Below are 25,231 nucleotides of genomic sequence, written 5' to 3'. Positions count from 1 at the left end.
CTGTTCGACAACGGTATTTAGTCAGATGCGCAAACAACCGGCCACCCGAAAAACGCTTCAGACAGCCGGATATGTTTGGTGCCGTTATTAATCGGCAAACTGTTTTTTCAGTTGTTCGCGGCGCTCTTGGGCTTCTACCGACAGGGTGGCGGTAGGGCGTGCCAGCAGGCGTTTGAGGCCGATGGGCTCGCCGGTGTCTTGACAGAAGCCGTAGTCGCCTTCGTCGATGCTGCGGATGGAGGCTTGGATTTTGCTCAACAGTTTGCGCTCGCGGTCACGGGTGCGCAACTCAAGAGCGTATTCTTCTTCTTGCGTGGCACGGTCGGCGGGATCGGGAGCAGACTCATGCTCTTGCAGGTGGCCGGTGGTGGTGTTGGCGTTTTCGATGAGTTCGTCTTGCAGTTTGACCAGCAAGTCACGGAAAAATGCCAGTTGATCGGCATTCATATAGTCGTCTTCGGGGCCGTTCCAGTTGAGGATGTCTTGTTCGGTCAGTTTCGTCATGATGGTTCTTTCTTTCCCAGTTGTTTGAATGACTTTAACAGGTAAAGTCGCCCGTTGCGGCTTGTTATTGATTTTCGTAAAGCCGGCCTGCCAGCTTAGGCGGGCATCATAACATGGTTTTCCGGTTATGCTGCGCGTTTGCCTGCCGTTATGTTGTTTCTTGGTTTTCAGACGGCCTGTTTCATACAACTAACTTTTTGATAAATCAATTCAACAGCCATAAATTCAGCCTGGCAGTCAGCTGTGGCAGGATTGCACTCAGCCAAAACCACAGCATCAGGGCCAATACGCTACCTGAAAAGTCGTAACGCCTGAACCTTAAAAAGACAAACGGTCGTGATAATGGTTCAAACACTTTATGCAAAGATGCTTGTAAAGAAGAGTATGGATTTTTAAAACTCAGCACCATTCTTAACACCAACCCCAACAGCAGAACATAGGCGGTGGCTTTCAGAATGCCCAACACGGCGAAGAACAGGTTGGCGGCGATGATTTTGGCACCGAACCCGCCGGGCAGGACAATCAGTGAGGCCAGCGTGTAGGCTGCATAATAAAGCAGCACGGCAGCCAATACACAGGCGGTGTCCCAGCGGCCCAGCGGCGGGGCGGCTTTGCGAAGGGGTTTGACCAGCCAGTCGGTGGTTTGGGTGCAAAACTGCGCCAGCGGGTGGTTGTAATCAAGCCCGGCCCATTGCAGCAGGCAACGCGACAAACACACTATTGCAAGGCCGTCGGCCAGCAGAATCAGCATTTGGGCAATCATTTTCAGACGGCCTCGAACTGTTGCGTCATTTCCTGCGAACGCGCCACGCAGGCTTTAACGCCGGCTTCGATGGCTTCGGGCAGCCGGTGCGCGTTGAAGGCTTCGACGGCGGCAAAGGTAGTACCGCCTTTCGAGGTAACGTTTTGCTGCAAGGTACTGAAATCTTCGCCGCTTGATTCGGCAAGTGCCGCTGCGCCTTTGAAGGTGGCCAAGCTGAGGCTGCGGGCGGTTTTTTCGTCGAAACCCTGCTGCACGGCGGCGGCCTGCAAGGCGTTCATCAGGTAGAACACATAGGCCGGGCCGCTGCCGGTGATGGCGGTGATGGCGTGCATCTGTGCTTCGTTTTCCAGCCACACCGTTTCGCCCACCGCCGCCATCACGTTTTGGGCGAGGCGTTTGTCGGCTTCGCCGGCGCCGTCGGCGGCAAACAGGCCGGAAACGCCCAAACCGACCTTGCTGGGCGTGTTCGGCATTACCCGCACGATGCGGCGGGTGCCGCCCAGATAGCGGCTTAAGGTATCGATGCTTAAGCCGGCGGCCACCGACAACACCAGCGCACCGTTGGTTTGCAAACCTGCACAGGCGGCCTGCATGTCCTGAGGTTTGACCGCCAGCACCAACACATCGTCTGCACTGAGGCCGGGCAGCTTTTCCGACACCTGCACGCCCAACTCACGCGCCAAACGTTCGCGTTTCTCGGCACCGCGGTTGGCGATGTGAACATGATAACCGCCCTGCTTCACCAAACCGCCCGCTATGGCTTCGGCCATATTGCCGCCGCCTAAAAAATAGATAGTCATGGTTTTGCTTTCTGCAAATTGTATAGATAGCCCGGCAGGCCGTCTGAACATGTTTCAGACGGCCCCGGTATCCGTTAACTGTAATCCCGCCTGCCGAAAACCGCGCTGCCCACGCGTACATGGGTAGCGCCGCATTCGACGGCTATATCCATATCGGCCGACATTCCCATTGAAAGCACGTCGGCCGCCACGCCCGCTGCGTTTAAGTCGGCCAGCAGCTGCCGCATCTTGCCGAACTGCCGCCGCAATTGCTCTTCGCTGCTACCCTCTTTGGCCACGCACATCAGGCCGCGCACGGTCAGGTTGGGCAGCTTCGCCGCTTCGCAGGCCAGCGCCACGGCTTCTTCGGGCGCCACGCCGTGCTTGTTCGGCTCGGCGGCGATGTTCACTTCGATGCACACCTGTAAAGGCGGCATTTCAGACGGCCTTTGCGCGCTCAACCGTTGGGCGGTTTTCAGACGGCCTATGGTATGCACCCAATGGGCGCGTTCGGCCACATATTTGGTTTTGTTCGACTGCACGTCGCCGATGATGTGCCAAACGATGCCAGGCAAATCGGCCAGCCGCTCGGTTTTTTCATACCATTCCTGAATATAGTTTTCGCCGAAATCGCGGCAGCCCGCGGCATAGACTTCGCGGATGTCGGCGGCGGGAAAGGTTTTGCCCACCGCCACCAGCTTCACGCTGCCCGCGCTGCGGTGCGCGACGGCTTCGGCGCGGCCGATTCGGGCCAGCACGTTGCGGTAATTTTGTTGCAGGCTTGTCATGATTCTTTCCGTTTTTGGCACGTTAGCAAAAATAATTAAAAATTTACTTGGTTTAACACGGTTTATCTATTTAAAATAATGCGCCGACATAGATTTCCGGCTGCTGCCAAACCGAACGAGCAGAGGCCGTCTGAAAAATTTTAACTTAAAAAAGCAAGGCTACACATTATGCAGATTACCGACTTACTCGCTTTCGGCGTGAAAAACAAAGCGTCCGACCTTCACTTAAGCTCCGAGCTGCCGCCGATGATCCGCGTGCACGGCGACGTGCGCCGCATCAACCTGCCCGAAATGACCAACGAAGAAGTGGGCAATATGATCACTTCGGTGATGAACGACTACCAGCGCAAAGTGTACCAGCAAAACCTCGAAGTGGATTTTTCGTTCGAGCTGCCCAATGTGGCGCGTTTCCGTGTCAACGCATTCATGACCAACCGCGGCCCGGCGGCGGTGTTCCGTACCATTCCCAGCACCGTGCTCACGCTGGAAGACCTCAAAGCCCCGCGCATTTTCCAGAAAATCGCCGACAACCCGCGCGGCCTTGTGCTGGTAACCGGCCCTACCGGCTCGGGTAAATCGACCACGCTGGCGGCAATGATCAACTACATCAACGAAACCCAGCCCGCCCACATCCTCACCATCGAAGACCCGATCGAGTTTGTGCACCAGAGCAAAAAAGCCCTGATTAACCAACGCGAACTGCACCAGCACACCCACAGCTTCGCCAACGCGCTCAAATCGGCGCTGCGCGAAGACCCCGACGTGATCCTGGTGGGCGAGATGCGCGACCCGGAAACCATCGGCCTCGCGCTTACCGCCGCCGAAACCGGCCACTTGGTGTTCGGCACCCTGCACACCACCGGCGCGGCCAAAACGGTTGACCGTATCGTCGACGTGTTCCCCGCCGGCGAAAAAGAAATGGTGCGCTCAATGCTGTCGGAATCGCTGCGCGCCGTGATTTCGCAAACCCTGCTGAAAACCCGCGACGGCAACGGCCGCGTGGCCGCGCACGAAATTCTGGTGTCCACCGCCGCCGTGCGCAACCTGATCCGCGAAAACAAAATCGCCCAAATCAACTCTGCGCTGCAAACCGGCCAGGCGCACGGTATGCAAACGCTCGACCAAGCCCTGCAAAACCTGGTGCGCCAAGGCGTTATCAGCCCCGATGTGGCCCGCAGCAAAGCACAAAGTGCCGAGATGATCGTATAACCGCCTCCAACCTGATTCAGACGGCCGGAACCTTTACAAAACAAACAGGCCGTCTGAAACAGCCGATACCGAAAAACCGTCAGGGAAAACACCATGAGCGAATCCAACCAACTGCACAACCTGCTTTCCGAAATGGTGCAGGCTTATTCACAGAAAAACCAGCCGCCGCACATCCCCACCCCAGCCGAAATCGGCACCCACCTGCACCCGCTGCTCGACCGCATGTGCGCCGAGGCCGAACAGCGCGGCGCTTCCGACATCTTTATCAGTGCCGGCTTCCCGCCCTCGATGAAGGTTAACGGCACACTCACACCCATGCCGCACAAGGCGCTCACCGGCGCCGACACCGCCGCCATTACCGAATCGACCATGAACGACGAGCAGCGCGAAGCTTTCAACCGCGAATTGGAGCTGAATTATTCCGTACAGTCGAAAAGCAACACCCGCTACCGCGTTAATGCCTATCACGAACAAGGCCGCCCCGGCATGGTGCTGCGCCGCATCAACCAGCGCATCCCCAGCGTCGACGAACTGGCGCTGCCTCAAAAGCTCAAAGACCTCGCCCTCACCCCCCGCGGCCTGCTGATTCTCGCCGGCCCCACCGGCTCGGGCAAATCCACCTCGATGGCCGCCATGATCGATCACCGCAATCAAAAACTGCCCGGCCACATCGTTACCATCGAAGACCCCATCGAATACCTCTACCAGCCGCGCCGCTGCATCATCACCCAGCGCGAAGTGGGCATTGATACCGCCGACTGGAAACTGGCCGTGCAAAGTGCCATGCGCCAAGCGCCCGACGTTATCTGTATCGGCGAGGTGCGCAGCGAAGCCAGTATGGAATACGCCCTCCAGCTCGCCCAAACCGGCCACTTGTGCGTGTTTACCCTGCACGCCAACAATGCGTCCCAAGCCATCGAACGCATCATCAACTTTTATCCAGAAGAACGCCAACCGCAGGTTTTAATGGATTTGGCGCTGAACCTCACCGCCATCATCGGCCAGCGTTTGGTGATTAAAAAAGGCCGCAGCCAGCGCACTGCCGTTATCGACCTGCTGCTCAACAACCCCGCCATGCAGGATTTGATTTTCAAGGGAGAACTGATGGACATCAAAGATCTGATGATGCGCTCCGGTGCAGAAGGAATGCAGACTTTCGACCAGCACCTGTTTGATCTTTATGTGAAAGACCAAATCGAATACGACGAAGCCCTGCGTCAGGCCGATTCCGCCAACGATCTGCGCCTGCGCATCCAGCTTCATGAAGAAGGCAACGATCCGAGCCGCCTGTATGACCGTATCAGCGATTTGAATTTAATGTAAACAGGTGCTTATCAAGCCTCAGGCCGTCTGAAAACCAACCGTTTGGTTTTCAGACGGCCTGAGGCTTGCAAATACATGTTCAACCGCCCTGTCTTCTATACTGACAGAGTCAGTCTCGGGCGTGTTTTTCCTTCCCGGAAAGGCATACCCCTACTACATTGCCGTGCCGGCTGTCATAGTCGCAGCTCCAATGGCACAGCATCCGCAACACCGGCTCAAGGCCCGCCCCGTCTTTAGTCAGGCGGTATTCGACACGCGGCGGCACTTCTGCATAAACATCACGCCCGATAAGATCGTCGGCCTCAAGCTGGCGCAATTGTTCGGTCAGCACTTTCGGGCTGATGCCCTCCAGCAGCGGCAGCAAATCGCGGGGACGTTTGGCTCCGGCATACAAATGGTAAAGAATCAAACATTTCCATTTTCCGCCTACCAGCTTCATGGCCAAATCAATCGCTGAAATTTTTTTCACCGTCAATCCTTATGTTTTCCGAAAAACTTACTTAAACGTACATACCATACTTTCAAGTAACTTATTTTTCATAAAATTTCTTTATATTATACTGCCTCCTCCATCTGCTCTTTAACCCACTGAAAGGAGGCTTTTGTGAAAAAATTGATTTTACCGTTAATCATCATCGGCTGCGCGGCAGCCTGCCAGGCGCAAACGCCCCGCCAATCCGCACCCTCGGCCAACCGTTTGGCCGCCCAAGCGCCGACGCAGGTAACGATAGGGCGGGAACGGCTCGGAAAATTCGCTCCCAAATTTGCCGAAATCAACGATGACATCGTATACGGCCAAATCTGGTCGCGCGAAAAAGAACTGCCGCTCAGGGAGCGATCGATGATTACCATCGCTGCCATGATAGCCGGGAATAATTTCGAACAGTTGAAATTCCAAATGGAACGCGCCAAAGAATACGGCGTTACCAAACAGGAAATGTCGGAGCTTATCACCCACTTGTCGTTTTATGTCGGCGGTCCCCGGGCTTGGTCTGCCTTTGAGAAAGCAATAGAGGTTTACGGCGAGTAACCTCCGGCAGACATGGCTTGGAACCACCGGGCGCATAAACCGCCGAGGCCGTCTGAAAAAGAAAGCACTCTTTTTCAGACGGCCTGCTTTACCGTTCAAGCCGAACCGTCCGGCAAACCGGCAGTACCGCAAACGCGCCCTGCCGGTTATTTGCCAATGCAGAAACGTGAAAAAATCACGCCCAACAAATCGTCGGCACTAAATTCGCCGGTGATTTTGCTGCATGCGGCCTGCGCCAGCCGCAAATGTTCGGCCAAAAGTTCGATTTGATGGTTGCCGCACAATACAGCGTTTGCCAATTCGGCTTCAGCTTCGTTCAGGGCCGCAAGGTGGCGGCGGCGGGCCAGGAACAGGCCTTCGCTTTCACCCTGCCAGCCGATTTCCCGTAACAGCGCATGTTTGAGCAAATCCAAGCCCGCGCCTGTTTTGGCTGAGAGTTTGATTAGCGTATCTGCACCGCTTTCCAGCCTGAGGCCGTCTGAAACCGCTTCGGCAGCTTCGCCGCGAATATCGATTTTGTTGCGGATTTCGATTTTTTTCAGTGAATCTGGCAAGCTGTTCAGAATCGCTTGGGTCTTGGCGTTGACGCCCTCGGCCGGGTCAATCAGAATCAGCGCCACATCGGCTTCCTGCACGGCTTTGCGGCTGCGCTCGATGCCGATTTGCTCGACCACGTCGTCGGTGTCGCGCAGGCCGGCGGTATCGATGATATGCACGGGCACGCCGTCAAGCGTGATTTGTTCGCGCACGGTGTCGCGCGTGGTGCCGGCAATGTCGGTTACGATAGCGATGTCGTCGCCCGCCAGCGCGTTCAAAAGGCTTGATTTGCCCACGTTCGGCGCGCCCACCAGCACCACGTTCATACCCTCGCGCAAAATCGCGCCCTGCTCGGCACTCTTCAGCACGGTTTTCAAACGGCCTTGCAGGTTTTCCAGCCTGCCGCGCGCATCGGCGGCTTCAAGAAAATCGATGTCTTCTTCGGGAAAGTCCAGCGTGGCTTCCACCAGCATACGCAGCGTAATCAAATCATCAACCAGCGCGTGAATGTGCTGCGAAAACGCGCCTTTGAGCGAGCGCACAGCCATGCGCGCGGCCGACTGGCTGGACGCGTCAATCAAGTCGGCCACGCTCTCGGCCTGCGCCAGATCGAGCTTGTTGTTGAGAAACGCGCGTTTGGTAAACTCACCGGGCTGTGCCGGGTGCGCGCCCAGCTGCAGGCAGCGTTGCAGCAGCATCTGCATCACCACCGGCCCGCCATGCCCTTGCAGCTCGATCACGTCTTCACCGGTGAAGCTGGCCGGTGCGGCGAAATAAAGCATCAGGCCACTGTCGACGGCCCGGCCGTCCGAATCCAGAAAATCGGTATATAAGGCAACGCGCGGTGCAGGTGTTTTACCGCCGCTGATTTTCTCGGCAAAAGGCAGCAGGTTTTTGCCGGAAACGCGGATAACGCCCACACCCCCGCGACCGGGCGCGGTGGCGATGGCGGCTATGGTGGGAGAGATGGCAGACATAAGGGCATCATTTAAGACAGAACAAACAAAGCAGCGATTATAGCAAAGGCCGCCTGAAAGGTTCAGGCGGCCCCGGTTTCAAATTCAGGAGATTATTCGGAATCAAAGTGTTCCTGCTTATTTTTATAATGTTGCAAATATTTATAGGTAGCAATTTCTATTAAAATAAACATAACGATAACAACGCCACCCGGGGGAAGGAAGCGGTTTTCGCCCAAATAGTATTTAGGATCTATCACATACAGGCTTAAAATAATGTTTGCTATATGCGCGATCAAACTTGATACAAAACAGATAACGGCAAATGCTTTCCAATGCGCTTTATTGAAATCCATCATGATAGTTAAATTTTGCTTGTAGTTTTCCCAAAATTTCTTCATCATTTTTCCTTTTCAGATAACTTTCGAATACTCCGTATCCGACAGAATATGATTTATCTAACGGATACGGAATAATCGTCCTAACTTAATAACCAAACGATTTTTCGCCGACATATGAGCCTAGTTTGGCACCCAAATATCCGCCGACAGCCCTACCGACATGACCACCGACCGCCATACCGCCCGGTCCGGCAATTGCACCCAATGCCATACCCGTAAAGGCACCGGCAAAGGAACCGGCTGCTGCACCAACTATACCTCCCGAATCCGATGCAGCAGTTTTGCCTATATTAAAACCGCCGGAAACCTGCTGCAGTTCATCCATAGTCAACGTTTTCATAATATCACTCCTAGATTAAAAATAAGTTAAAAGAAATGCCTGCAAACGTTTTTTTCCGCTTGCAGTTAAACTGACAACAACCCTATGTATTAGTTTTTTTTTTTTTTTGAAATTATTTTTTAATGTTTGTCAGGAAAATCAAATGACTTTCGGGTTGCCCTGCCCGGTTGGTTTTCATAATCCAACTGTTATCAAATCCCCATGTTGGAAACACGAAGTGTACAACGGCGGCTTTGAAGCCCGTTATCGGCCGCACCAAATGGCAAACGGACCATCTGATTTCAGCAGGCGTAAGCAAAAACGCGGGCTGAATATCCAAATCGAAGCTGCCCGACAATAGCGTTTTCAATTTTTTCAGACGGCCTCTAAATGTAAAGCGCCCTAAAGGGGATAAATATAGCGGCAGCAAAAATCCAAACAGCGCATGCGTGTGTGTCCTTACTCTCACTATCCTGAGATCACAAGCTGAGGCAACAACGGCCGCAAAACCCGTTTGCACAAATGCCGTCTGAAAACCTGTTTCAGACGGCATCTTTCAAGTTACCTTACTTCTAAATAAAGAATCAAATAAGCTGTTAGAAAAAAAAGCATTCCGCATACAAATAATTTTTTTCTCTCCCAAACGTATGCCGACCAGATAAAAAAGAGTGAATTTATCGCGACCAGCCACGAAGCACCTGCTATTCCCGCTGCCATGTACTTTTTTTCGAGAAAAAAAGCAATGACGACGGATACTGCAGAAAGAAAAATTTTGGTTACGGACAGCTTATTTGCCATACCTTGAGGCAACTCCTTTAACCATACCTCCGGCTAATTCGCCGTTGGGCCTCCGAACAACCAACAAAACCCTGTACGGCTACGCCGTTTCAAACGGCACAACCGTACAGGCTGACCGGCAAATGGAGACATCATCAATCAAACCGTCAGATACAAAACAATATCACACAGTAAAAAGAATAAGATCCCATACCAAAATGCCGGTTTATTAATCGGAACGTAGCACATAAAGATAATTACAAAAAAAGCAACGCTCGTTGAACCATCAGCATATCCGGCCTTAACATATTTTGAGCGTATGACCAATGCAATTAGAAAAAATACAGTACCGATTAATACTTTTAAAATGATAGGAAATTTATTTCCCATACTTTTGGGCAACGCCCTCAACCATTCCTTTTGCAAGCGTGCCATTAAACCCCCAAACAACACCATTAGGCCCGGCTAAACCTCCTGCAATTGCACCGGCACCGACAGATGTTGCCAACGTAGTAGGAGAAAAAGTAGAACCACTGACTTGTTGGCTGATGATATACCCCAGCCCGCCGGCAACTCCCCCGATTGCGGCACCGACCGGACCGAAAGCACCCTGCACACGGTGCAGTTCTTGAGCAGACAAAACTTTCATAACATTCTCCTTGAAATAAATTGAAAAAACGAATCGAACCGATTCAGTATCTATGACCACCCCCTGTTAAGGTTCATTCAATCAAGGAAAAACATGAAAAGGATTTTTAAGGTTTTTATAGGCAAAAATCATATTAAATCAACATCATAATACAATGTTTTTTACTCCGGCACAAACAGGACCATGATGCGCGGAAAACGGTAATGCCGTCTGAAAACTTTCAGACGGCATTTTGCTATAATTTTAAAATTTCACTCGAAAGGAATCTGCCATGACCCTGCCCTCCTGCCCGCAATGCGGCTCTGACCTTACCTATCACGACGGCGTGCAGTTCGTCTGCCCCGAGTGCGCCCACGAATGGAACGGAACCGAAACAGCCGCAGAAACCCAAACCGTGAAAGATGCCAACGGCACACCCCTGGCAGACGGCGACACCGTGGTTTTGGTTAAAGATTTGAAAGTGAAAGGCAGCTCGATGGTAATCAAGCAGGGCACCAAAGTCAAAGGCATACGCCTGCAGGAAGGCGATCACGACATCGCCTGCAAAATCGACGGCAGCGCCATCAACCTGAAATCGGAATTTGTAAAAAAAGCCTGATTTCGTGGCAAAATCCCTTGCCAAGGGCGCCCTGCCTTCCACGATTTGCCGCGCCGCCGTGTTATAATCCGCTCCGCATACGGGCCGGACAGACAGCCGCCGCGCAGTGCGTAAGGCCTGCGGGGAGGAAAGTCCGGGCTGCACAGGGCAGGATGCCGGCTAACGGCCGGGCGCGGCAACGCGACGGAAAGTGGAACAGAAAGCAAAACCGCCGACGGCTTTCGCAAGAAAGAACGGGCAAGGGTGAAAAGGTGCGGTAAGAGCGCACCGTGCACTTGGCAACAAGGCGCAGCAGGCCAAACCCCATCCGCAGCAAGACCAAACAGAACGCAAAGACGCGGCCCGCCGAGCGTTCGGGTAGGTTGCTGGAGCGTATCAGCAATGGTGCGCCTAGAGGAATGGCTGTCCGCGACAGAACCCGGCTTACCGCCCGACCCGTATGCATATATTCTGAGGCCGTCTGAAAATACAAACTGCGCCTTTTCTAAAAGTTGGATGTCCGACTTTCAGGGCGAAGTTTGTATTTTCAGACGGCCTTTAGCCATTAGTATGTTAAGTGTCCCTAAAACCGGTTATGAATCCAGATTGCCCAACACAATCCGCAGCATACGGCGCAACGGCTCGGCAGCGCCCCAAAGGAGCTGGTCGCCCACGGTAAACGCGCTGATATATTCGCCGCCCATGCCCAGCTTGCGGATGCGGCCCACGGGCACGCTTAATGTGCCGGTTATTTTGGCGGGGGTCAGCTCGCGGATGCTGGCTTCTTTCTCGTTGGGAATTACTTTCACCCAGCTATTAGCCGATGCCAACAGTTGCTCGATTTCGGCTGTGGGCAAGTCTTTTTTCAGCTTCAGCGTGATGGCCTGGCTGTGGCAGCGCATTGCGCCCACACGCACGCACAGGCCGTCGATAACGGTGGGGTTGGCGCTGCGGCCGAGGATTTTGTTGGTTTCCACGCCGCCTTTCCATTCTTCTTTCGACTGGCCGTTGCCCAAGTCGGCATCAATCCACGGAATCAGGCTGCCGGCCAGCGGCACGCCGAAATTGGCGGCGGGGAAAGCATCGCTGCGCAGAAAATCGGACACTTTGCGGTCGATATCCAAAATTGCGCCGGCAGGGTCGGCGATTTCGGCTTTGACTTCGTTGTGAATCGCGCCCATGCCTTCGATCAGCTCGCGCATGTTTTTGGCGCCCGCGCCCGAGGCGGCTTGGTAGGTCATGCTGGTTGCCCATTCCACCAAGTCGTTTTGGAACAGGCCGCCCAAGGCCATCAGCATCAGCGATACGGTGCAGTTTCCGCCGATGTAGTTTTTCACGCCGTTTTGCAGGGCTTGGTCGATAACGTTGCGGTTGACGGGGTCGAGAATAATCACCGCGTCGTCGTTCATGCGCAGCGAAGAAGCCGCATCAATCCAGTAGCCGTTCCAGCCGGAATCGCGCAGCGGTTTGAATACGGCTTTGGTGTAATCGCCGCCCTGGCAGGTAACGATGATGTCCATTTCCGCCAGTTCGGCAATATCGTTGGCATCCAGCAGGGTTTTGGCGGCTTGGCCGAAGTCGGGCGCGGCGCCGCCTACGTTGGAAGTGGTGAAGAATACGGCTTCGGGAATACGGGCGAAATCGTTTTCTTCCCGCATGCGCTGCATCAAAACCGAACCGACCATGCCGCGCCAACCGACGAATCCTACTTTCATTTTTACACTCCTTAAAAAATAATCAATTGTTGACAAAATTTAGAAAAAAACAGTGTTTTAACCCCGAGAAGGGGTAAAAGTAAAGACTTTTTTGTGGTAAGGTGGCAAAAAATTTACCAACCCCTAGAAACGGAGTATCGAAATATGAACGAAATGGCTTCAAACCGTGAGGCGGATAACGGAATCGTCGATGTGGAAATTGCCGGTGCGGGCAGAAGGATAGCGGCTTATCTGATTAACATTTTGCTGACCCTGCTGGCTTATGTGCCCCTTATTGCCGGCATAATTTCAGCGTTGCCCGAGGGTGTGTTCAGCCAGGGCGCGGCGGGTAATGAAGAAGCGGTGGCCGGGATGCTGGCCGAAGCAGACTGGAGCGGCAGCTGGATTTGGTTCGGCCTCGCGGTAATGGCGGTATACGGCCTGGGCCAGATTTGGCTGATGAGCCGGAGCGGCCAGTCGTTTGGCAAGAAAATCATGCAAATCCGCGTATTGAAGAGCGACGGCCGCAACCCCGGTTTTTGGGGTACGGTGGTTCTGCGCGAAATTCTGTTCAACATCATCGTTACCTTTGCCGCCATGATTGCAGGCTACCTGCTGGCCCTGGCGGCAGGCAGCAGTACTTTGACGGCCGATACGATCGGCAATGTGCTGTCGTTTGTTCCGTGGATAATCTGCCTGTTTATGCTGTTCAATAAGTCGAAAAACCGCCGTACGCTGCAGGATATGCTGGCGGATACCGTGGTTGTGCGCCTGCCCGGAAAATAAACGGGTCAAGTATCATTCCGGCAGGTACAGGTTAAAGAATTTTTGCCGGCCGGCAACAGCTGCTTGAAATATCCTGTACCATGCAGGCTTCGCATACAGCATACAGGCCGTCTGAAAAAAAATTTTCAGACGGCCTGTTGTTTGAAAATATTGAAACAAAAACACCCGGCAAAGCCGGGTGTTTTTCAAAACTGGTGGAGGTAAGCGGGATCGAACCGCTGACCTCTTGCATGCCATGCAAGCGCTCTACCAACTGAGCTATACCCCCGAAATTCTGGTGGCGAATCAGGGACTCGAACCCCGGACACAAGGATTATGATTCCTCTGCTCTAACCGACTGAGCTAATTCGCCGCTTAGTGAAAGCGCAATTATACGGTTTTTTTGGGTGCGGGCAACCGCTTTGTCGGAAATTGTGTTTTTTTATTTGATTTTTATAGAAAAAAACATTGGAAGGCCGTCTGAAAAACTCTGGCTTTTTCCTTTATCATGATTATTTATTTAAAATAAAACCGGTTTTTTATACAGGTTTATGGATTATGCTCCAACCGTTGTTTGAATTTGCCGCAATGGCTTTTCAGGTTTTTTTCGAATCCGCCGGGTACTGCCGCCGTTGAAACCTCCGGACAAAAAAGTCCGGCAACCAACTCTTTCAGACGGCCTCGGCTTTTTCTTTCTTTTGTTACAATAGCCTTCCCTTTTCAAACACAAAGGCCGCCCGCCATGACCAAATCCGCCGTTTCCCCGATGATGCAGCAATATCTCGACATCAAGTCCGGCCATGCCGACAAACTGGTGTTTTACCGCATGGGCGATTTTTACGAGCTGTTTCTCGATGATGCGGTGGAAGCGGCGAAACTGCTCGATATTACACTGACCACGCGCGGGCAGATGAACGGCGAGCCGATTAAAATGGCGGGCGTGCCGTTTCATTCGGCCGAACAATATCTGGCCAAACTGGTAAAAATGGGCAAAAGCGTGGCGGTTTGCGAGCAGGTGGGCGAAGTGGGCGCAGGCAAAGGGCCGGTGGAACGCAAAGTGGTGCGCATCGTTACCCCCGGAACGCTCACCGATTCTGCTTTTCTTGAAGACAAAGAAACCAACCGCATCGTGGCTGTGTGTGCCGGCAAAAAACACATCGGGCTGGCGTGGGCTTCACTGCAAAGCGGCGAGTTCAAAGCCAAACTCACTACTGCCGACAAACTGTCCGATGAGTTGGCCCGTTTGCAGGCCGCCGAAATCCTGCTGCCCGACGGCAAAAACGCGCCGGTAGTTCAGGCGGCCAACATCACGCGGCTCAACCATTGGCAGTTTGCCGCCGATGCTGCCGCCAAACTGTTAACCGACTATTTCGGCAGCCAAGATTTGCGCGGCTTCGGCCTCAATATCGAAGAGCACGCCGAGGCCGTGGGCGCGGCCGGCGCGCTGCTCAACTATATCCGCCTCACCCAAAACGGCCTTCCGCAGCACCTCGACGGCCTTTCACTTGAAAACGACAGCCAATATATCGGCATGGATGCGGCCACCCGCCGCAACCTTGAAATCACCCAAACGCTCTCCGGCAAAAAAGCCCCCACCCTGTTTTCGGTGCTCGACGACTGCGCCACCCACATGGGCAGCCGCCTGCTCGCGCTGTGGCTGCACCACCCGCTGCGCAACAGAAGCCACATTCAGGCGCGCCGGCAGGCGGTGATGGAGCTGCAAAACCACTATGCCGGTTTGCAAGGCCGTCTGAAAAACGTGGCCGACATCGAACGCATCGCCGCCCGTATCGCCGTGGGCAACGCCCGACCGCGCGATTTGGCCGCGCTGCGCGACAGCCTGTTTGTGCTGGCCGAAACCCAAGTGCCCGCCGGCGGCAGCGCCTTGCTGCAAACCCTGCAAAACGTGTTTCCCGAAACCCTGCCCATTGCCGAAAAACTGCAGGCAGCCATTTTGCCCGAGCCTGCCGTGTGGCTGAAAGACGGCGGCGTGATCAACCACGGCTTCCATGCAGAATTGGACGAACTGCGCCACATTCAAAACCACGGCGACGAATTTCTGCTCGCCCTCGAAGCGCGCGAACGCGAGCGTACCGGCCTATCCACCTTAAAAGTGGAATTCAACCGCGTGCACGGCTTTTATATCGAATTATCCAAAGTGCAGGCCGAGCAGGCGCCTGCCGACTACCAGCGCCGCCAAACCCTGAAAAACGCCGAACGCTTTATCACCCCTGAATTAAAAACCTTTGAAGACAAAGTGCTCAGCGCTCAAGAGCGGGCTCTTTCACTTGAAAAACAACTCTACGACACCCTGCTCAAAGAGCTTCAGACGGCCTTGCCGCAATTGCAGCAGGCCGCCAAAGCCGCCGCCTCGCTCGACGTGCTCTCCACCTTCGCCCGCCATGCCGAAGAGCGCGGCTATGTGTGCCCCGAGTTTGCCGATTACCCGCTGATTGAAATCAGCAACGGCCGCCATCCCGTAGTGGAGCGGCAGGTGCGCCACTTCACCGCCAACAGCACAACCCTCGACCACAAACACCGCCTGATGCTGCTCACCGGCCCCAATATGGGCGGCAAATCCACCTATATGCGCCAAGCAGCCTTAATCGTGCTGCTGGCGCACACCGGCGCCTTCGTGCCCGCCGACGCCGCCAAAACCGGCCCCATCGACCAGATTTTCACCCGCATCGGCGCCAGCGACGATCTGGCTTCCAACCGTTCCACCTTTATGGTGGAAATGAGCGAAACCGCCTACATCCTGCACCACGCCACCGAACAGTCGCTGGTGCTGATGGACGAAGTCGGCCGCGGCACCTCCACCTTCGACGGCCTCGCGCTGGCACAGGCCATTGCCGAACACCTTTTGCAGAAAAACAAATCGTTCAGCCTGTTTGCCACCCACTATTTCGAGCTGACCCGCCTGCCCGAAGCGCACGCCGCCGCCGTCAATATGCACCTCTCGGCGTTGGAGCAGGGGCAGGACATCGTGTTTTTGCACCACATCGAACCCGGCCCCGCCAGCAAAAGCTACGGCATCGCCGTGGCCAAACTCGCCGGTCTGCCCGCGCGCGCGCTCAAATCCGCCCGCAAACATTTAAACGAACTCGAAGCGCAGGCCGCCGCCAACCGGCCGCAGATGGATATTTTCAATATGATGCCGTCTGAAAGCCCTGATTGCACACCGGAAAACATGCTTTCAGAAAACGGCGGCGAAACCGCCGCCCCCGACCCCGTGCTGGAAATACTGGCCCAAACCGATCCCGACAGCCTGACCCCGCGCGAGGCTTTGGAAGTGCTTTACCGTTTGAAAAGCTTGGAGAAATAAAAATGCGCCCGACGCGCAGACAAGGCCGGGAGCGTTGCAAAATTCTTTTCGATACCCTAAAACACCTGTGTCATGCCCGGGGCGGGTCCAAACATCTTGTTGTTTTAGAAGAAAAAAATACCCGGGTCAGGCCCGGGTATGACAAAATAAATAAATTCAGGACTAAAACGGCTTTTTTGCAAAGGTTCCGGCCCTTACCGCCGGCATTTGAGTATTGCACTTGATATGCGGATGTAAGGATCCTTTATCAGTTAACCGATTCGAAACCTTAAGGGCGGTATTGCGGCATCACGCCGTTGGGCAGCAGCTGCCACACATAACCTTTGTGTTTCTGTTTGCCTGCCACTGCACCGGCTTCATCGCCGTAGCCCCAGAAATAATCCACCCGCACCGCGCCTTTAATCGCGCTGCCGGTATCTTGCGCCATAATCAGGCGGTTGAGGGCGTAGTTGGTGCCGGGGTATACGGTGGCGACAAACAGCGGGGCGCCCAGTGTGATGTAGCGGCGGTCGACGGCGCCGGCATACTGCCCCATCAGCGGGGTGCCGAGTGCGCCGACGGGGCCGTCGTCGTTGCCGGGCAGCGGGCGGAAGAATACATAACTGGGATTCTGCCCCAAAACTTCGGCCAGCTTCTGCGGGTTGCGGCGCATGTATTCTTTGATGCCCTGCATGGTGGTTTGCGCCAGCGGCAGATAGCCTTTGTCGGCCATGTAGCGGCCTATCGAAACGTAGGGGTGTTCGTTTTTATCGGCAAAGCCCACGCGGATGTATCTGCCGTCGGGTGTTTTCAGACGGCCGGAGCCTTGGATGTGCAGGAAAAACAATTCCACCGGATCTTCGGCATAGCCCAATACCGGCGCTTTGCCGTCGAGCGCGCCGCCGTTAATCTGGGCGCGGGTGTAATACGGCACGAAGCGGCTGCCGGCGAAACGGCCTTTCAGGGCACGGGTGCGTTCGCTGAGGGGAAACTGGCTCAAACTGGCCGAATACGGGCCGTTGGCATCGATCACGCCTTTGTTGGGGCCGGTTTGGCGGATACGCACGGTACTTTTGCTGTTGCGCAGGTTGGCGGGCAGATCGACCGAAATAAAGTCGTTGGGAATGCCGTAAACGGGAAAGCGCGCTTTGCCGGTGTTTTTCGAGTCGCCCAAGAGCACGGGTTCGTAATAGCCGGTAACGGTGCCTGCCAGGTTGCCGCCGGCGCTCACTTGCCAAGGCGTGAAATACTGTTCGAAAAAGGCTTTGGCGGCTGCGTTTTCATAAGGGGTGTGCGAAGCCTGTTCGCACACGTTGCGCCAGTTTTGCTGTGCCTGCAGTTTTTCACAGCCCAAGCGGAACGAGCGCAGGCTGTCGGCGAAGTTTTGTTCGTCCCATTGCGGCATGGCGCTGTGGGGCACGGCTTTGTAGCTGGCGCCACCGCCGGGGGTGTGTACGGTTCCCTGCGGAGAAGGCGTGCCTGCAGGCAGGGGCTGGCCGGGCGTTACCGGCGGCGCGGGCGGCTGCTGCACCGGCGGCACGCTCGGGCCGGGCTTGCTTTTTTTGGTGCCGCAGGCGGCTAAAACGGCGGCGGTGATGCCCAAGAGGGCGATGTGGTAAAGGGTTTTGCGGTTCATAGTGTGTTGTGTGATAAGGCCGTCTGAACGGCGGGTTTCAGACGGCGTGGTTTTAAAAAGTTCGGAATAAGGCAGACAAATTTTTTGCCGCGAGGTTCCCCCACAGACAACCCGCAGTCTGCCCCGAAGCAGAAACGGGCGGTATTCTAACATAAAATCAAAGGGCTATATTCGGGAAAACAACTTTTTCAAAATCTGCGCAGGCCGTCTGAAAGGTTCGGTTCGGATTTCGGGATATGGTTCCGACACGGCATCCGGGTATTTCAGACGGCCTTCCCCTGCCCCTTTGGTATTTTCAGAGGTGCCCGTGTTACAGCCCCAGCTCCCAAGTGTTGTCCTGCGGTTCGAGCAGGCCGTCGGAGCGGTTTTCGTAGTGGGCGAAAATATGTTCCACGATCTCGTCTTCATCGTCGATTAACTGCACCAAATCCAAATCTTCCGCCGAAATCATGCCGTTGCCGAGCAGTTGGCTGCGGATCCAGTCCATCATGCCCTGCCAGAAGGCTTTGCCCACCAAAATAATCGGACGGTTGGGCGTTTTGCCCGTTTGCACGAGGGTGAGGCTTTCAAACAGTTCGTCGAGCGTGCCGAAGCCGCCGGGCATCACCACATAGGCCACGGCGTGTTTCACAAACATCACTTTGCGCGGAAAGAAATGTTGGAATTTGATGGATAAATTCTGATACGGGTTGGCGTGCTGCTCGTGCGGCAGCACGATGTTCAGCCCTACAGCGGGGCTTTTGCCGGCAAACGCGCCTTTGTTGGCCGCCTCCATGATGCCGGGGCCGCCGCCGGAAATCACCGAAAAACCGGCGTCGGATAATTTTCGCGACAAGCGTTCGGCAAACAGATAATCGGGGTGGCCTGCCGGCGTGCGCGCGCTGCCGTAAATGCTTACGGCAGGCTGGATGGCGCGCAGCTCTTCGCCCGATTCGACAAATTCTGAAATGATTTTCAACACATGATACGACTCGCGCGCCTGAATTTCGCGGCGGGTTTCTTCGGGCAGCATAGGCGCGGGCAGTTTGCGGTAAAGGTTCATAAGCGTTCTTTCGGTTGCAGACGGGGCATTGTAACCGACGGTGCCGGTTGCGGCCGTCTGAAAAATATTGCGGGAATCGGGAATATAGTCAAACCGGTAATTTCAGTTTCTTAAGCTGATTCACTGTACGGCATCGGATCCGGCCGTTCAGACGGCCTTTTTCAGTGCCGCCACCCGCTCGCGCGCGCCGGGGTGGGAATCGTAAAAGCGCGAATACCATTTGTCGCTCACCAAACTCGAGGCGTTACTGCGGTAGAGTTTGGTGAGGGCGGCAATCAGGTCGCCTGCCGAAGCGGCGGCGGCGGCGAAGCGGTCGGCCTCGAATTCGTTTTTGCGCGACACCAGGCTGCCCAGCGGCGAAAACGGAAAGGCAAACACCGGCAGCACCAGCAAAAACAGCAGCAAAGCCATGGCGTGGCTGGGGTAGGCCACGCCCAACGCCTTATAAAATGCCGCCTGCGGCATCAACAGCCCCAAAACAAACAGCACCGCCAAAGCCAGCGCAAACGTTACCAGCATCTGTTTGACGATGTGTTTGTGTTTGAAATGCCCCAGCTCGTGCGCCAGCACCGCTTCCACTTCGTCGGGCCGCATATCTTCAAGCAGCGTGTCGTAAAACACGATGCGCTTGTTGGCGCCCAAGCCCGTGAAATAGGCGTTGCCGTGGCCGGAGCGTTTGCTGCCGTCCATCACGAAAATGCCGTTGCTTTTGAAGCCCGTGCGTTCGAGCAGGTTTTCAATCTGCGTTTTCAGACGGCCTTCGGGCAGCGGCTCGAATTTATTGAACAAGGGTGCAATCCATTTCGGAAACGCCCACAGCAGGGCGAGAGAAAAGCCCAGCCACAGCAGCCACACCCACAGCCACCACAGCGCGCCGGTTACACCCATCAGGTAAATCGCGGCATACAGCAGCGGCACGCCGATAACCGCGCCCAGCAGCAACCCTTTGAGGCGGTCGCCGAAAAACACCGCCGGCGTGCTGCGGTTGAAGCCGAAACGCGCTTCGAGCCTGAATGTGCCGTACCAATCGAGCGGCAGCGAAAGCACAGTATTCACCACGGCAAACAGCGCAATCAAAATCACGCCCTGCGTGATGGGGCCGTCTGAAAACTTCATGCTCAAAGCCGCCAGCAGGTTGAGGCCGCCGCCCAAGGTAAACACCAAGAGCAGCAGGGCTTCAAACACAATACGGCAGCGCGCCAGCCGCTGTTTGGCCAGCGTGTAGTCAGCCGCCTTCTGGTGGTCTTCGAGCGGCACGGTTGCGCTGAAATCCTGCGGCACGGCATGGCGGTGTCTGAGCACGGCACGGCTCTGGCGCACCGACAGATAAAGCTGCAAAGCGGTGGAAAACACCAGAAAAAACAAAAAGGCAGAATGAAAAAACGAAATATTCATTTTAGATAAAAATCAATGAAAACAAAATCTTGTGGTGTAAAACCCACAATAGCGGGCAACAGTGTGCAACAAATCTGGCATTCGGTAAAGCGGGTAAGTATAATGGCCGTAAGCAACTTTTCATAACTGTTTATCCTTTCGGAAAACATCTTCTGCCCTTGGTTTCAAGGGCATTTTTTTTGCCCGGCGGTTTCAGCGGCGGCAGCATCCGGCAGATTTGGAAAAAACCGGGCAGCCATTGTAGCAAATTCAAACAGCGGTTGAAGCATAACCCCCCAAACCCGCATAAAACCGGTTTTATTTCAAATAAATAACCATAATAAAAAAGCAAACCCGGAACTTTTCAGACGGCCCTGAGTCTATTACCGATAATGGTTTTTATTTAATCAAACAACAGGCATTACCCCGCAGCGGGTAATGTTTTTGCGTGTGAAGGCCGGATCAAAGGAGAAAAAATGAATTTATACAGCAATATCAACAGCTTTTCTAACTTCGGCGGCTGAGGAAGCTCATCGGGAAACGCCCTCGCCCCAAGCGGGTGGGTGCCCGTTTCCACGCCCAAGGCGTCGGATTATGTTCCCGTTTCCTCCCCGACCGTTGCCGGAACCGGCCTCGGCGGATGGCAGCAGGTTTCCACTCAAAAACCGCAGGTATCCGATTACGAACGTGTTTCAATAAACCATTCACCCCAAGACCGGGTGTATGACACCTATTCGGAAGAGCCCCCGCTTGAAGTCAACACCTACGACATTCCGCAAAAAGACATTGCCGAGCGCCATATCTACAGCGAGCAGGAACTGCGTGAAATAGGCAGCAGGCCGAAAGAAGAAATTGTGGATTTTTTTCACAATATCGGGGGGAGCATCAAAACCACAACCTTAGTTGACGAAGACGGCAAATTAACCGGCTACAGCTACAGCTACAGCAGCCCCCTTTTAGATAACAAAGAATTCAAAATCCTAGGCAACGGAAAAGCAATGTGGAAGACGTATTCTGAAACAGACGAAGGAGATTCGGCCGAACCCGCACTGTTAGAATTGGCACCCGCAGGGATAGAAGCGCCGCCGATGCTGGAAACCGTAGAAATCGAAACAGCAGTGGTCAGGGCAGGGTTCAGCACAACAATCGATTTAACCGAAGCCGAAATTCAAAGGATACTGGCCGCGCAGCAGGGCATCCGGCTTGAAACCCCGTCCTATCTTCGCGAAAACGAAGAGATAATATGGGTGTCTTTGGACGACTTTCCGTCAACCGATACCTCCGGATCCGCCTTTGAAGCTGCACGGGAAACCCCTCCTGCCGCGCCCGTGGCCGAGAGGCCGTCTGAAAATGGCGTAACTCAAAATCCGCCTGTGCGGGCGGCAGAAACCCCGCCCGCCGCTCCGCCCGAAACCGCCGTGCCCGCCAAAACGGAAAGCGGTAATGCGGCGGCAGCCGAAAGTTCCGTCGCTTCGCCAAGTGCCGATACGGCTTCTGCACAAGAAGACGTTGCGGCAGCAGAAAATACCGCCCCGGCGGCAGACGGCGCCCAAACACAAAACCCGCACCCGCAAACCCGGGCCGCCGATGCCGTGGGCACCGCCGCCACCCTGGCCCAATCCGCCCTCGGCAACCCGCATCAAGGGTTTATGGCCGAAGCCGAAAGGCTCAAGAATATGGCGTCGCAAAAGCACGACCTAGCTTCGGGTTTTTCGCAAACCATTATGGAATTCGAAGAAGGCCGCATCTACGACGAGCGCCGTGCCTACTATGCCAATAACCGTGAAGCCCTGAATGAAGCCGTAGAAAAAATCCGCGCCGATGCGGCGGAGCTGACCCAGAAACACGGGGAGGCTGCGGGCAAAACGCACTTTATCGGCGGTGCGATGAAAATCCTCGGCGGAGTCGGCAGCGCCATCGACGCTTACGAGCTGGGCAGCCGTATCAATACCGCATGGAAAGACGGCAACTGGGATCCCGTTGCCGGGCAGATTACCAAGATTGCCGCTTCGGCTGCGGCTGTCAGTGGCAGTGCGGCAATTGCTAGGGCAATTGGGCTTGGTCTTATGGCATGGGGTGCTCCAGTTGGAGCCGTTACAGCAATTACCATCCTAGGTGGAGTTGTACTTACATATTACGCTTTAGAAGCCGTAAATGAATTGGATAAAGAAATTTCCAATGCCAACCGGTTTGACTTCAGCAGCAATAGTGAAGACAAATATACCGATTTGGTTTTAATCGGCAACCACAGCCACAGCGGGGATACCAAGCTCGAAGCCGAAACCGTTACCCTGATCGGCAACCACCGTTTTGAAAACCTGGAAATCGACGGCAAAGAGGTAACGGTTATCGGCAATATTGATTCGGACGGCAAATTCATTATCAATGCCGATACCGTAAATGCCACAGACGGCAGCGAAATTTCCCCTGATTTTATACAGAAGTCGGAGGCTGAAAATACGGATACTGCGGCCGTTGAAGACAGCGCGGCGGAAGCAGCGGCTGCCGAAACGGCTGACCCCCCAACTTCTGCTGCGGAGTCTGCCGAAACCCGGCCGTTTGACCAAGTCCAAGCCGACGAACCCTATGTCAACTGGGATTATGTCGAGGCCGCAGCCGCACAGCGGCAGATAAACACCGGAGAATATTTGAGGTCTTTAGTCGAGCTGCCCGATATGGAAGGGTTTTTCAACAGGGAGATTATCGGCGAAATCAAACAGTATCAGAATGCCGAATGGGAGAAGGTTTTCAGCAACCCCGCCGTGTCGGAAGAAGCGGTTTCGATACCGCCTGAAGAAAGCCCGGCCTATCCCGGCATTCCGCAGCCTGAAACCCAAATCCAGATTCAGGAAAACCCGATCATTTGATTAATTAAAACAGGCCGTCTGAATGCATTCAGACGGCCTTCGGAGCTTTATCATGGATAGAAAACAAGCTGAAAATTATATCTTCTTTTCTACTCTGGCCATCACTGCAATAATATTCGTTTTTACTCCCGCATACCCCGGCAGCAGCCTTGAATATTTGTTAGATGAGTTCTGCAATCGATATTTATTCGGCAACGGCTGGTACAAACCTTCTAATTATCCGTTTGCCGCCAAAATAACCAACAGCCTTTCGGTTGTTTTTGCCATATCGGCAGGAGTTGCAATGGGAATATGGCGGAAAAATGACATCATAACCCCATTGCCCAAAAATATTTGGTGGAGCTGCCTGTTTTTTTTGGTTTTAGGGGTAATGATGCTATGGGAAAGCATATTCCATCAAGAATTCAAAATAACCAGCGGCAGGAGTTTTGGAACCAGCGAAGCCTTCCATAATAATCCCATATCATTTGTATCATTTATGGCAGTTAAGGCAGGGGTGATATATGCAGGATTTAGATTTCCTATTTCATTAATACTATATTTGCTGAGCAAAAAAAAATAAACCTTTAGGCCGTCTGAAACTTTCAGACGGCCTTCGGAGCTTTATCATGGATAGAAAACAAGCTGAAAATTATGTTTTTATCTCACTGTTTGTTATTCCGGTTCTAATCTTTATCTCTACACCCGCCCATCCTGAAGGCAATATAACCTTACAGCTAGATGATTTTATCGACCGATATTTGTTCCGAAACGGTTGGTATAGCCCTTCGAATTATCCGTTTGCCGCCAAAGTAACCAACAGCCTTTCGGTTGTTTGGGCTGTTGTTACGGGTTCTTTTATGGGAATATGGCGTAGAAACGACATTATTCCCTCGTTGTTGCCTAAAAATATCGGATGGATTTTATTGGTTATGGTAGGTTTGGGAGCGTATATGATCTTAATGAGTTTCTATCCTCAGGAGTTTAATACCTCCGGAGGCAGAAGAAGTTTCCCCTTTACCGAATCTTTCCACAACACCCCCCCCCTGTTTCTGGCAATGATAATTGTAAAAGAAGTATGATCTCCCGTTTAGAATAATTGCTTTGGTGATTTATTTTTTTAAGGGGAAAAAATAAAACAAGGTTGTCTGAATGCGTTCAGACGGCCTTTGGAGCTTTATGATGGATAGGAAAAAAGTTGAAGGTTATGTTTTTATTTCTCTATTTATTCTTCCTACACTGGTCTTTATCATCACCCCTGCCCACTCTATGGGCGGCACTGGTTATCGGTTGAATGATTTTTTGAATCAATATCTGTTCGGAAACGGCTGGTACAGCCCTTCAAATTATCCCTTTGCCGCTAAAGTAACCAATAATTTTTCGGTTATTTGGGCAATAGCTACAGGGCTTTTTACCGGCATATGGCGCAGAAACGATATCATCGTTTCACTGATGCCTAAAAATGCCGGATGGTATTTTTTACTCATTGTTGCTTTGGGTTTATATCTGATTTTAAAGAGTTATTACCCTCAGGAATTTAGTGTTTACAACGGCAGGAGAAGTTTCGTATTTACCGAATATTTCCATAATAATCCCATATTTTTTTGGGCTTGATGATTTCAAAAACAATCTTCATTTATTTTTTGTTTAGAATGATTGCTTTAGTGTTTTATTTTTTAAGGGTAAAAAATAAAACAAGGCCGTCTGAAAGTTTCAGACGGCCATTACTTTATACGGAAAAAGAAATGAATAAAAGAAGATCAATTTTAGAACAATGGATTATTGTTTTTTCCCTTATTGTTTTTCCTGCCGCTTTGTTTATTATGATACCTGACCGTCCTATCAATAGTTTTGACTTTCACGTCGATTATTTTATTGATAAATATTTATTTGGGAACGGCTACTATAGCTAATCAACTTAATAATCGATACAGGTTCGAAACAGCAAATCAATATCC

Annotated in this window: 25 protein-coding genes, 2 tRNA genes and 1 other RNA gene; 12 read left to right on the top strand and 16 right to left on the bottom strand. The window is 53.3% G+C overall.

Features of this window, described 5'->3' with window-relative positions; translation table 11 throughout:
* Positions 1–87: 87 nt before the first annotated feature.
* The 4 genes from dksA to Q3970_RS09110 all read right to left on the bottom strand — a co-directional run bounded on the left by dksA (position 88) and on the right by Q3970_RS09110 (position 2,834).
* Complete coding sequence (gene dksA / locus Q3970_RS09125; RefSeq protein ID WP_303100267.1) at positions 88–504, bottom strand: RNA polymerase-binding protein DksA; 417 nt, start codon at positions 502–504, stop codon at positions 88–90.
* Between the two features lie 205 nt (positions 505–709).
* Positions 710–1,267 (bottom strand): YggT family protein, encoded by a 558-nt coding sequence (locus Q3970_RS09120; RefSeq protein ID WP_303100266.1) that lies wholly within the window; start codon positions 1,265–1,267, stop codon positions 710–712.
* 2 nt (positions 1,268–1,269) lie between these two features.
* Entirely contained in the window at positions 1,270–2,118 is an 849-nt protein-coding gene (proC, locus tag Q3970_RS09115; protein ID WP_303100265.1) for a pyrroline-5-carboxylate reductase, read from the bottom strand.
* Positions 2,119–2,141: 23 nt separating this feature from the next.
* Complete coding sequence (locus Q3970_RS09110) at positions 2,142–2,834, bottom strand: YggS family pyridoxal phosphate-dependent enzyme (RefSeq protein ID WP_303100264.1); 693 nt, start codon at positions 2,832–2,834, stop codon at positions 2,142–2,144.
* 168 nt (positions 2,835–3,002) lie between these two features.
* On the opposite strand from Q3970_RS09110, the gene Q3970_RS09105 reads away from it, so the two are divergent.
* Both Q3970_RS09105 and Q3970_RS09100 read left to right on the top strand, forming a co-directional pair.
* Positions 3,003–4,043 (top strand): type IV pilus twitching motility protein PilT, encoded by a 1,041-nt coding sequence (locus Q3970_RS09105; RefSeq protein WP_303100263.1) that lies wholly within the window; start codon positions 3,003–3,005, stop codon positions 4,041–4,043.
* A gap of 93 nt (positions 4,044–4,136) precedes the next feature.
* Complete coding sequence (locus Q3970_RS09100) at positions 4,137–5,366, top strand: PilT/PilU family type 4a pilus ATPase (RefSeq protein WP_303100262.1); 1,230 nt, start codon at positions 4,137–4,139, stop codon at positions 5,364–5,366.
* Between the two features lie 109 nt (positions 5,367–5,475).
* Here the strand turns inward: Q3970_RS09100 and Q3970_RS09095 are convergent, their stop codons facing one another.
* On the bottom strand, positions 5,476–5,835 hold the full coding sequence (locus tag Q3970_RS09095) for a helix-turn-helix domain-containing protein (protein WP_303100261.1): 360 nt from the start codon (positions 5,833–5,835) through the stop codon (positions 5,476–5,478).
* A 135-nt stretch (positions 5,836–5,970) separates the two neighbouring features.
* Between Q3970_RS09095 and Q3970_RS09090 the strand changes: the two genes are divergently transcribed.
* A complete protein-coding gene (locus Q3970_RS09090; RefSeq protein ID WP_303100260.1) occupies positions 5,971–6,396 on the top strand; it encodes a carboxymuconolactone decarboxylase family protein in 426 nt (141 codons plus the stop codon).
* Positions 6,397–6,542: 146 nt separating this feature from the next.
* Here Q3970_RS09090 and mnmE read toward each other — a convergent pair whose 3' ends face one another.
* The 5 genes from mnmE to Q3970_RS09065 form a co-directional block, all read right to left on the bottom strand.
* The gene (gene mnmE, locus Q3970_RS09085) at positions 6,543–7,910 is read right to left on the bottom strand and encodes a tRNA uridine-5-carboxymethylaminomethyl(34) synthesis GTPase MnmE (RefSeq protein WP_303100259.1); all 1,368 of its coding nucleotides are present in this window, start codon (positions 7,908–7,910) and stop codon (positions 6,543–6,545) included.
* 92 nt (positions 7,911–8,002) lie between these two features.
* Positions 8,003–8,293, bottom strand: a complete 291-nt coding sequence (locus tag Q3970_RS09080) for a hypothetical protein (protein WP_303100258.1) — start codon at positions 8,291–8,293, stop codon at positions 8,003–8,005.
* 82 nt (positions 8,294–8,375) lie between these two features.
* The gene (locus tag Q3970_RS09075; protein ID WP_303100257.1) at positions 8,376–8,630 is read right to left on the bottom strand and encodes a bacteriocin; all 255 of its coding nucleotides are present in this window, start codon (positions 8,628–8,630) and stop codon (positions 8,376–8,378) included.
* Positions 8,631–8,742: 112 nt separating this feature from the next.
* The gene (locus Q3970_RS09070) at positions 8,743–9,162 is read right to left on the bottom strand and encodes a hypothetical protein (RefSeq protein ID WP_303100256.1); all 420 of its coding nucleotides are present in this window, start codon (positions 9,160–9,162) and stop codon (positions 8,743–8,745) included.
* A gap of 603 nt (positions 9,163–9,765) precedes the next feature.
* On the bottom strand, positions 9,766–10,035 hold the full coding sequence (locus tag Q3970_RS09065) for a hypothetical protein (protein WP_303100255.1): 270 nt from the start codon (positions 10,033–10,035) through the stop codon (positions 9,766–9,768).
* A 271-nt stretch (positions 10,036–10,306) separates the two neighbouring features.
* On the opposite strand from Q3970_RS09065, the gene Q3970_RS09060 reads away from it, so the two are divergent.
* Positions 10,307–10,633 carry a zinc ribbon domain-containing protein YjdM gene (locus Q3970_RS09060; protein ID WP_303100254.1) on the top strand — a complete coding sequence of 109 codons (327 nt, stop codon included), beginning with the start codon at positions 10,307–10,309 and terminating at the stop codon, positions 10,631–10,633.
* 80 nt (positions 10,634–10,713) lie between these two features.
* Positions 10,714–11,075: RNase P RNA component class A (rnpB, locus tag Q3970_RS09055), an RNA gene on the top strand.
* Positions 11,076–11,205: 130 nt separating this feature from the next.
* On the opposite strand, the gene asd is transcribed toward rnpB, so the two are convergent.
* Positions 11,206–12,327 (bottom strand): aspartate-semialdehyde dehydrogenase, encoded by a 1,122-nt coding sequence (asd, locus tag Q3970_RS09050; protein WP_303100253.1) that lies wholly within the window; start codon positions 12,325–12,327, stop codon positions 11,206–11,208.
* Positions 12,328–12,471: 144 nt separating this feature from the next.
* Between asd and Q3970_RS09045 the strand changes: the two genes are divergently transcribed.
* Positions 12,472–13,092, top strand: coding sequence for an RDD family protein (locus Q3970_RS09045; protein ID WP_303100252.1), 621 nt, complete (start codon positions 12,472–12,474; stop codon positions 13,090–13,092).
* Between the two features lie 192 nt (positions 13,093–13,284).
* On the opposite strand, the gene Q3970_RS09040 is transcribed toward Q3970_RS09045, so the two are convergent.
* Both Q3970_RS09040 and Q3970_RS09035 read right to left on the bottom strand, forming a co-directional pair.
* Positions 13,285–13,360: transfer RNA gene (locus tag Q3970_RS09040), tRNA-Ala, on the bottom strand.
* 7 nt (positions 13,361–13,367) lie between these two features.
* A tRNA-Met gene (locus Q3970_RS09035) sits at positions 13,368–13,444 on the bottom strand.
* 369 nt (positions 13,445–13,813) lie between these two features.
* On the opposite strand from Q3970_RS09035, the gene mutS reads away from it, so the two are divergent.
* The gene (gene mutS / locus Q3970_RS09030; protein ID WP_303100251.1) at positions 13,814–16,396 is read left to right on the top strand and encodes a DNA mismatch repair protein MutS; all 2,583 of its coding nucleotides are present in this window, start codon (positions 13,814–13,816) and stop codon (positions 16,394–16,396) included.
* Positions 16,397–16,664: 268 nt separating this feature from the next.
* Here mutS and Q3970_RS09025 read toward each other — a convergent pair whose 3' ends face one another.
* From Q3970_RS09025 to Q3970_RS09015, 3 genes are all read right to left on the bottom strand, one after another.
* A complete protein-coding gene (locus tag Q3970_RS09025) occupies positions 16,665–18,011 on the bottom strand; it encodes a murein transglycosylase A (protein ID WP_303100250.1) in 1,347 nt (448 codons plus the stop codon).
* A gap of 310 nt (positions 18,012–18,321) precedes the next feature.
* Positions 18,322–19,053 (bottom strand): TIGR00730 family Rossman fold protein, encoded by a 732-nt coding sequence (locus tag Q3970_RS09020; protein WP_303100249.1) that lies wholly within the window; start codon positions 19,051–19,053, stop codon positions 18,322–18,324.
* 147 nt (positions 19,054–19,200) lie between these two features.
* Positions 19,201–20,448 carry a M48 family metallopeptidase gene (locus tag Q3970_RS09015; RefSeq protein WP_303100248.1) on the bottom strand — a complete coding sequence of 416 codons (1,248 nt, stop codon included), beginning with the start codon at positions 20,446–20,448 and terminating at the stop codon, positions 19,201–19,203.
* Between the two features lie 29 nt (positions 20,449–20,477).
* On the opposite strand from Q3970_RS09015, the gene Q3970_RS09010 reads away from it, so the two are divergent.
* The 5 genes from Q3970_RS09010 to Q3970_RS08990 all read left to right on the top strand — a co-directional run bounded on the left by Q3970_RS09010 (position 20,478) and on the right by Q3970_RS08990 (position 24,887).
* Positions 20,478–20,762, top strand: a complete 285-nt coding sequence (locus Q3970_RS09010) for a hypothetical protein (protein ID WP_303100247.1) — start codon at positions 20,478–20,480, stop codon at positions 20,760–20,762.
* A gap of 228 nt (positions 20,763–20,990) precedes the next feature.
* The gene (locus Q3970_RS09005) at positions 20,991–23,294 is read left to right on the top strand and encodes a hypothetical protein (RefSeq protein ID WP_303100246.1); all 2,304 of its coding nucleotides are present in this window, start codon (positions 20,991–20,993) and stop codon (positions 23,292–23,294) included.
* Between the two features lie 52 nt (positions 23,295–23,346).
* Positions 23,347–23,856 (top strand): hypothetical protein, encoded by a 510-nt coding sequence (locus tag Q3970_RS09000; RefSeq protein WP_303100245.1) that lies wholly within the window; start codon positions 23,347–23,349, stop codon positions 23,854–23,856.
* 46 nt (positions 23,857–23,902) lie between these two features.
* Positions 23,903–24,355: a hypothetical protein gene (locus tag Q3970_RS08995; protein ID WP_303100244.1), complete on the top strand. Its 453-nt coding sequence runs from the start codon at positions 23,903–23,905 to the stop codon at positions 24,353–24,355.
* Between the two features lie 70 nt (positions 24,356–24,425).
* Entirely contained in the window at positions 24,426–24,887 is a 462-nt protein-coding gene (locus tag Q3970_RS08990; protein ID WP_303100243.1) for a hypothetical protein, read from the top strand.
* Positions 24,888–25,231: the final 344 nt, after the last annotated feature.

Source organism: Neisseria sp. (assembly GCF_030530745.1).
Classification (GTDB): Bacteria; Pseudomonadota; Gammaproteobacteria; order Burkholderiales; family Neisseriaceae; genus Neisseria.
The sequence above is the reverse complement of the archived record's forward strand: the minus strand, read 5'-3'. Positions and strand labels throughout refer to the sequence as shown.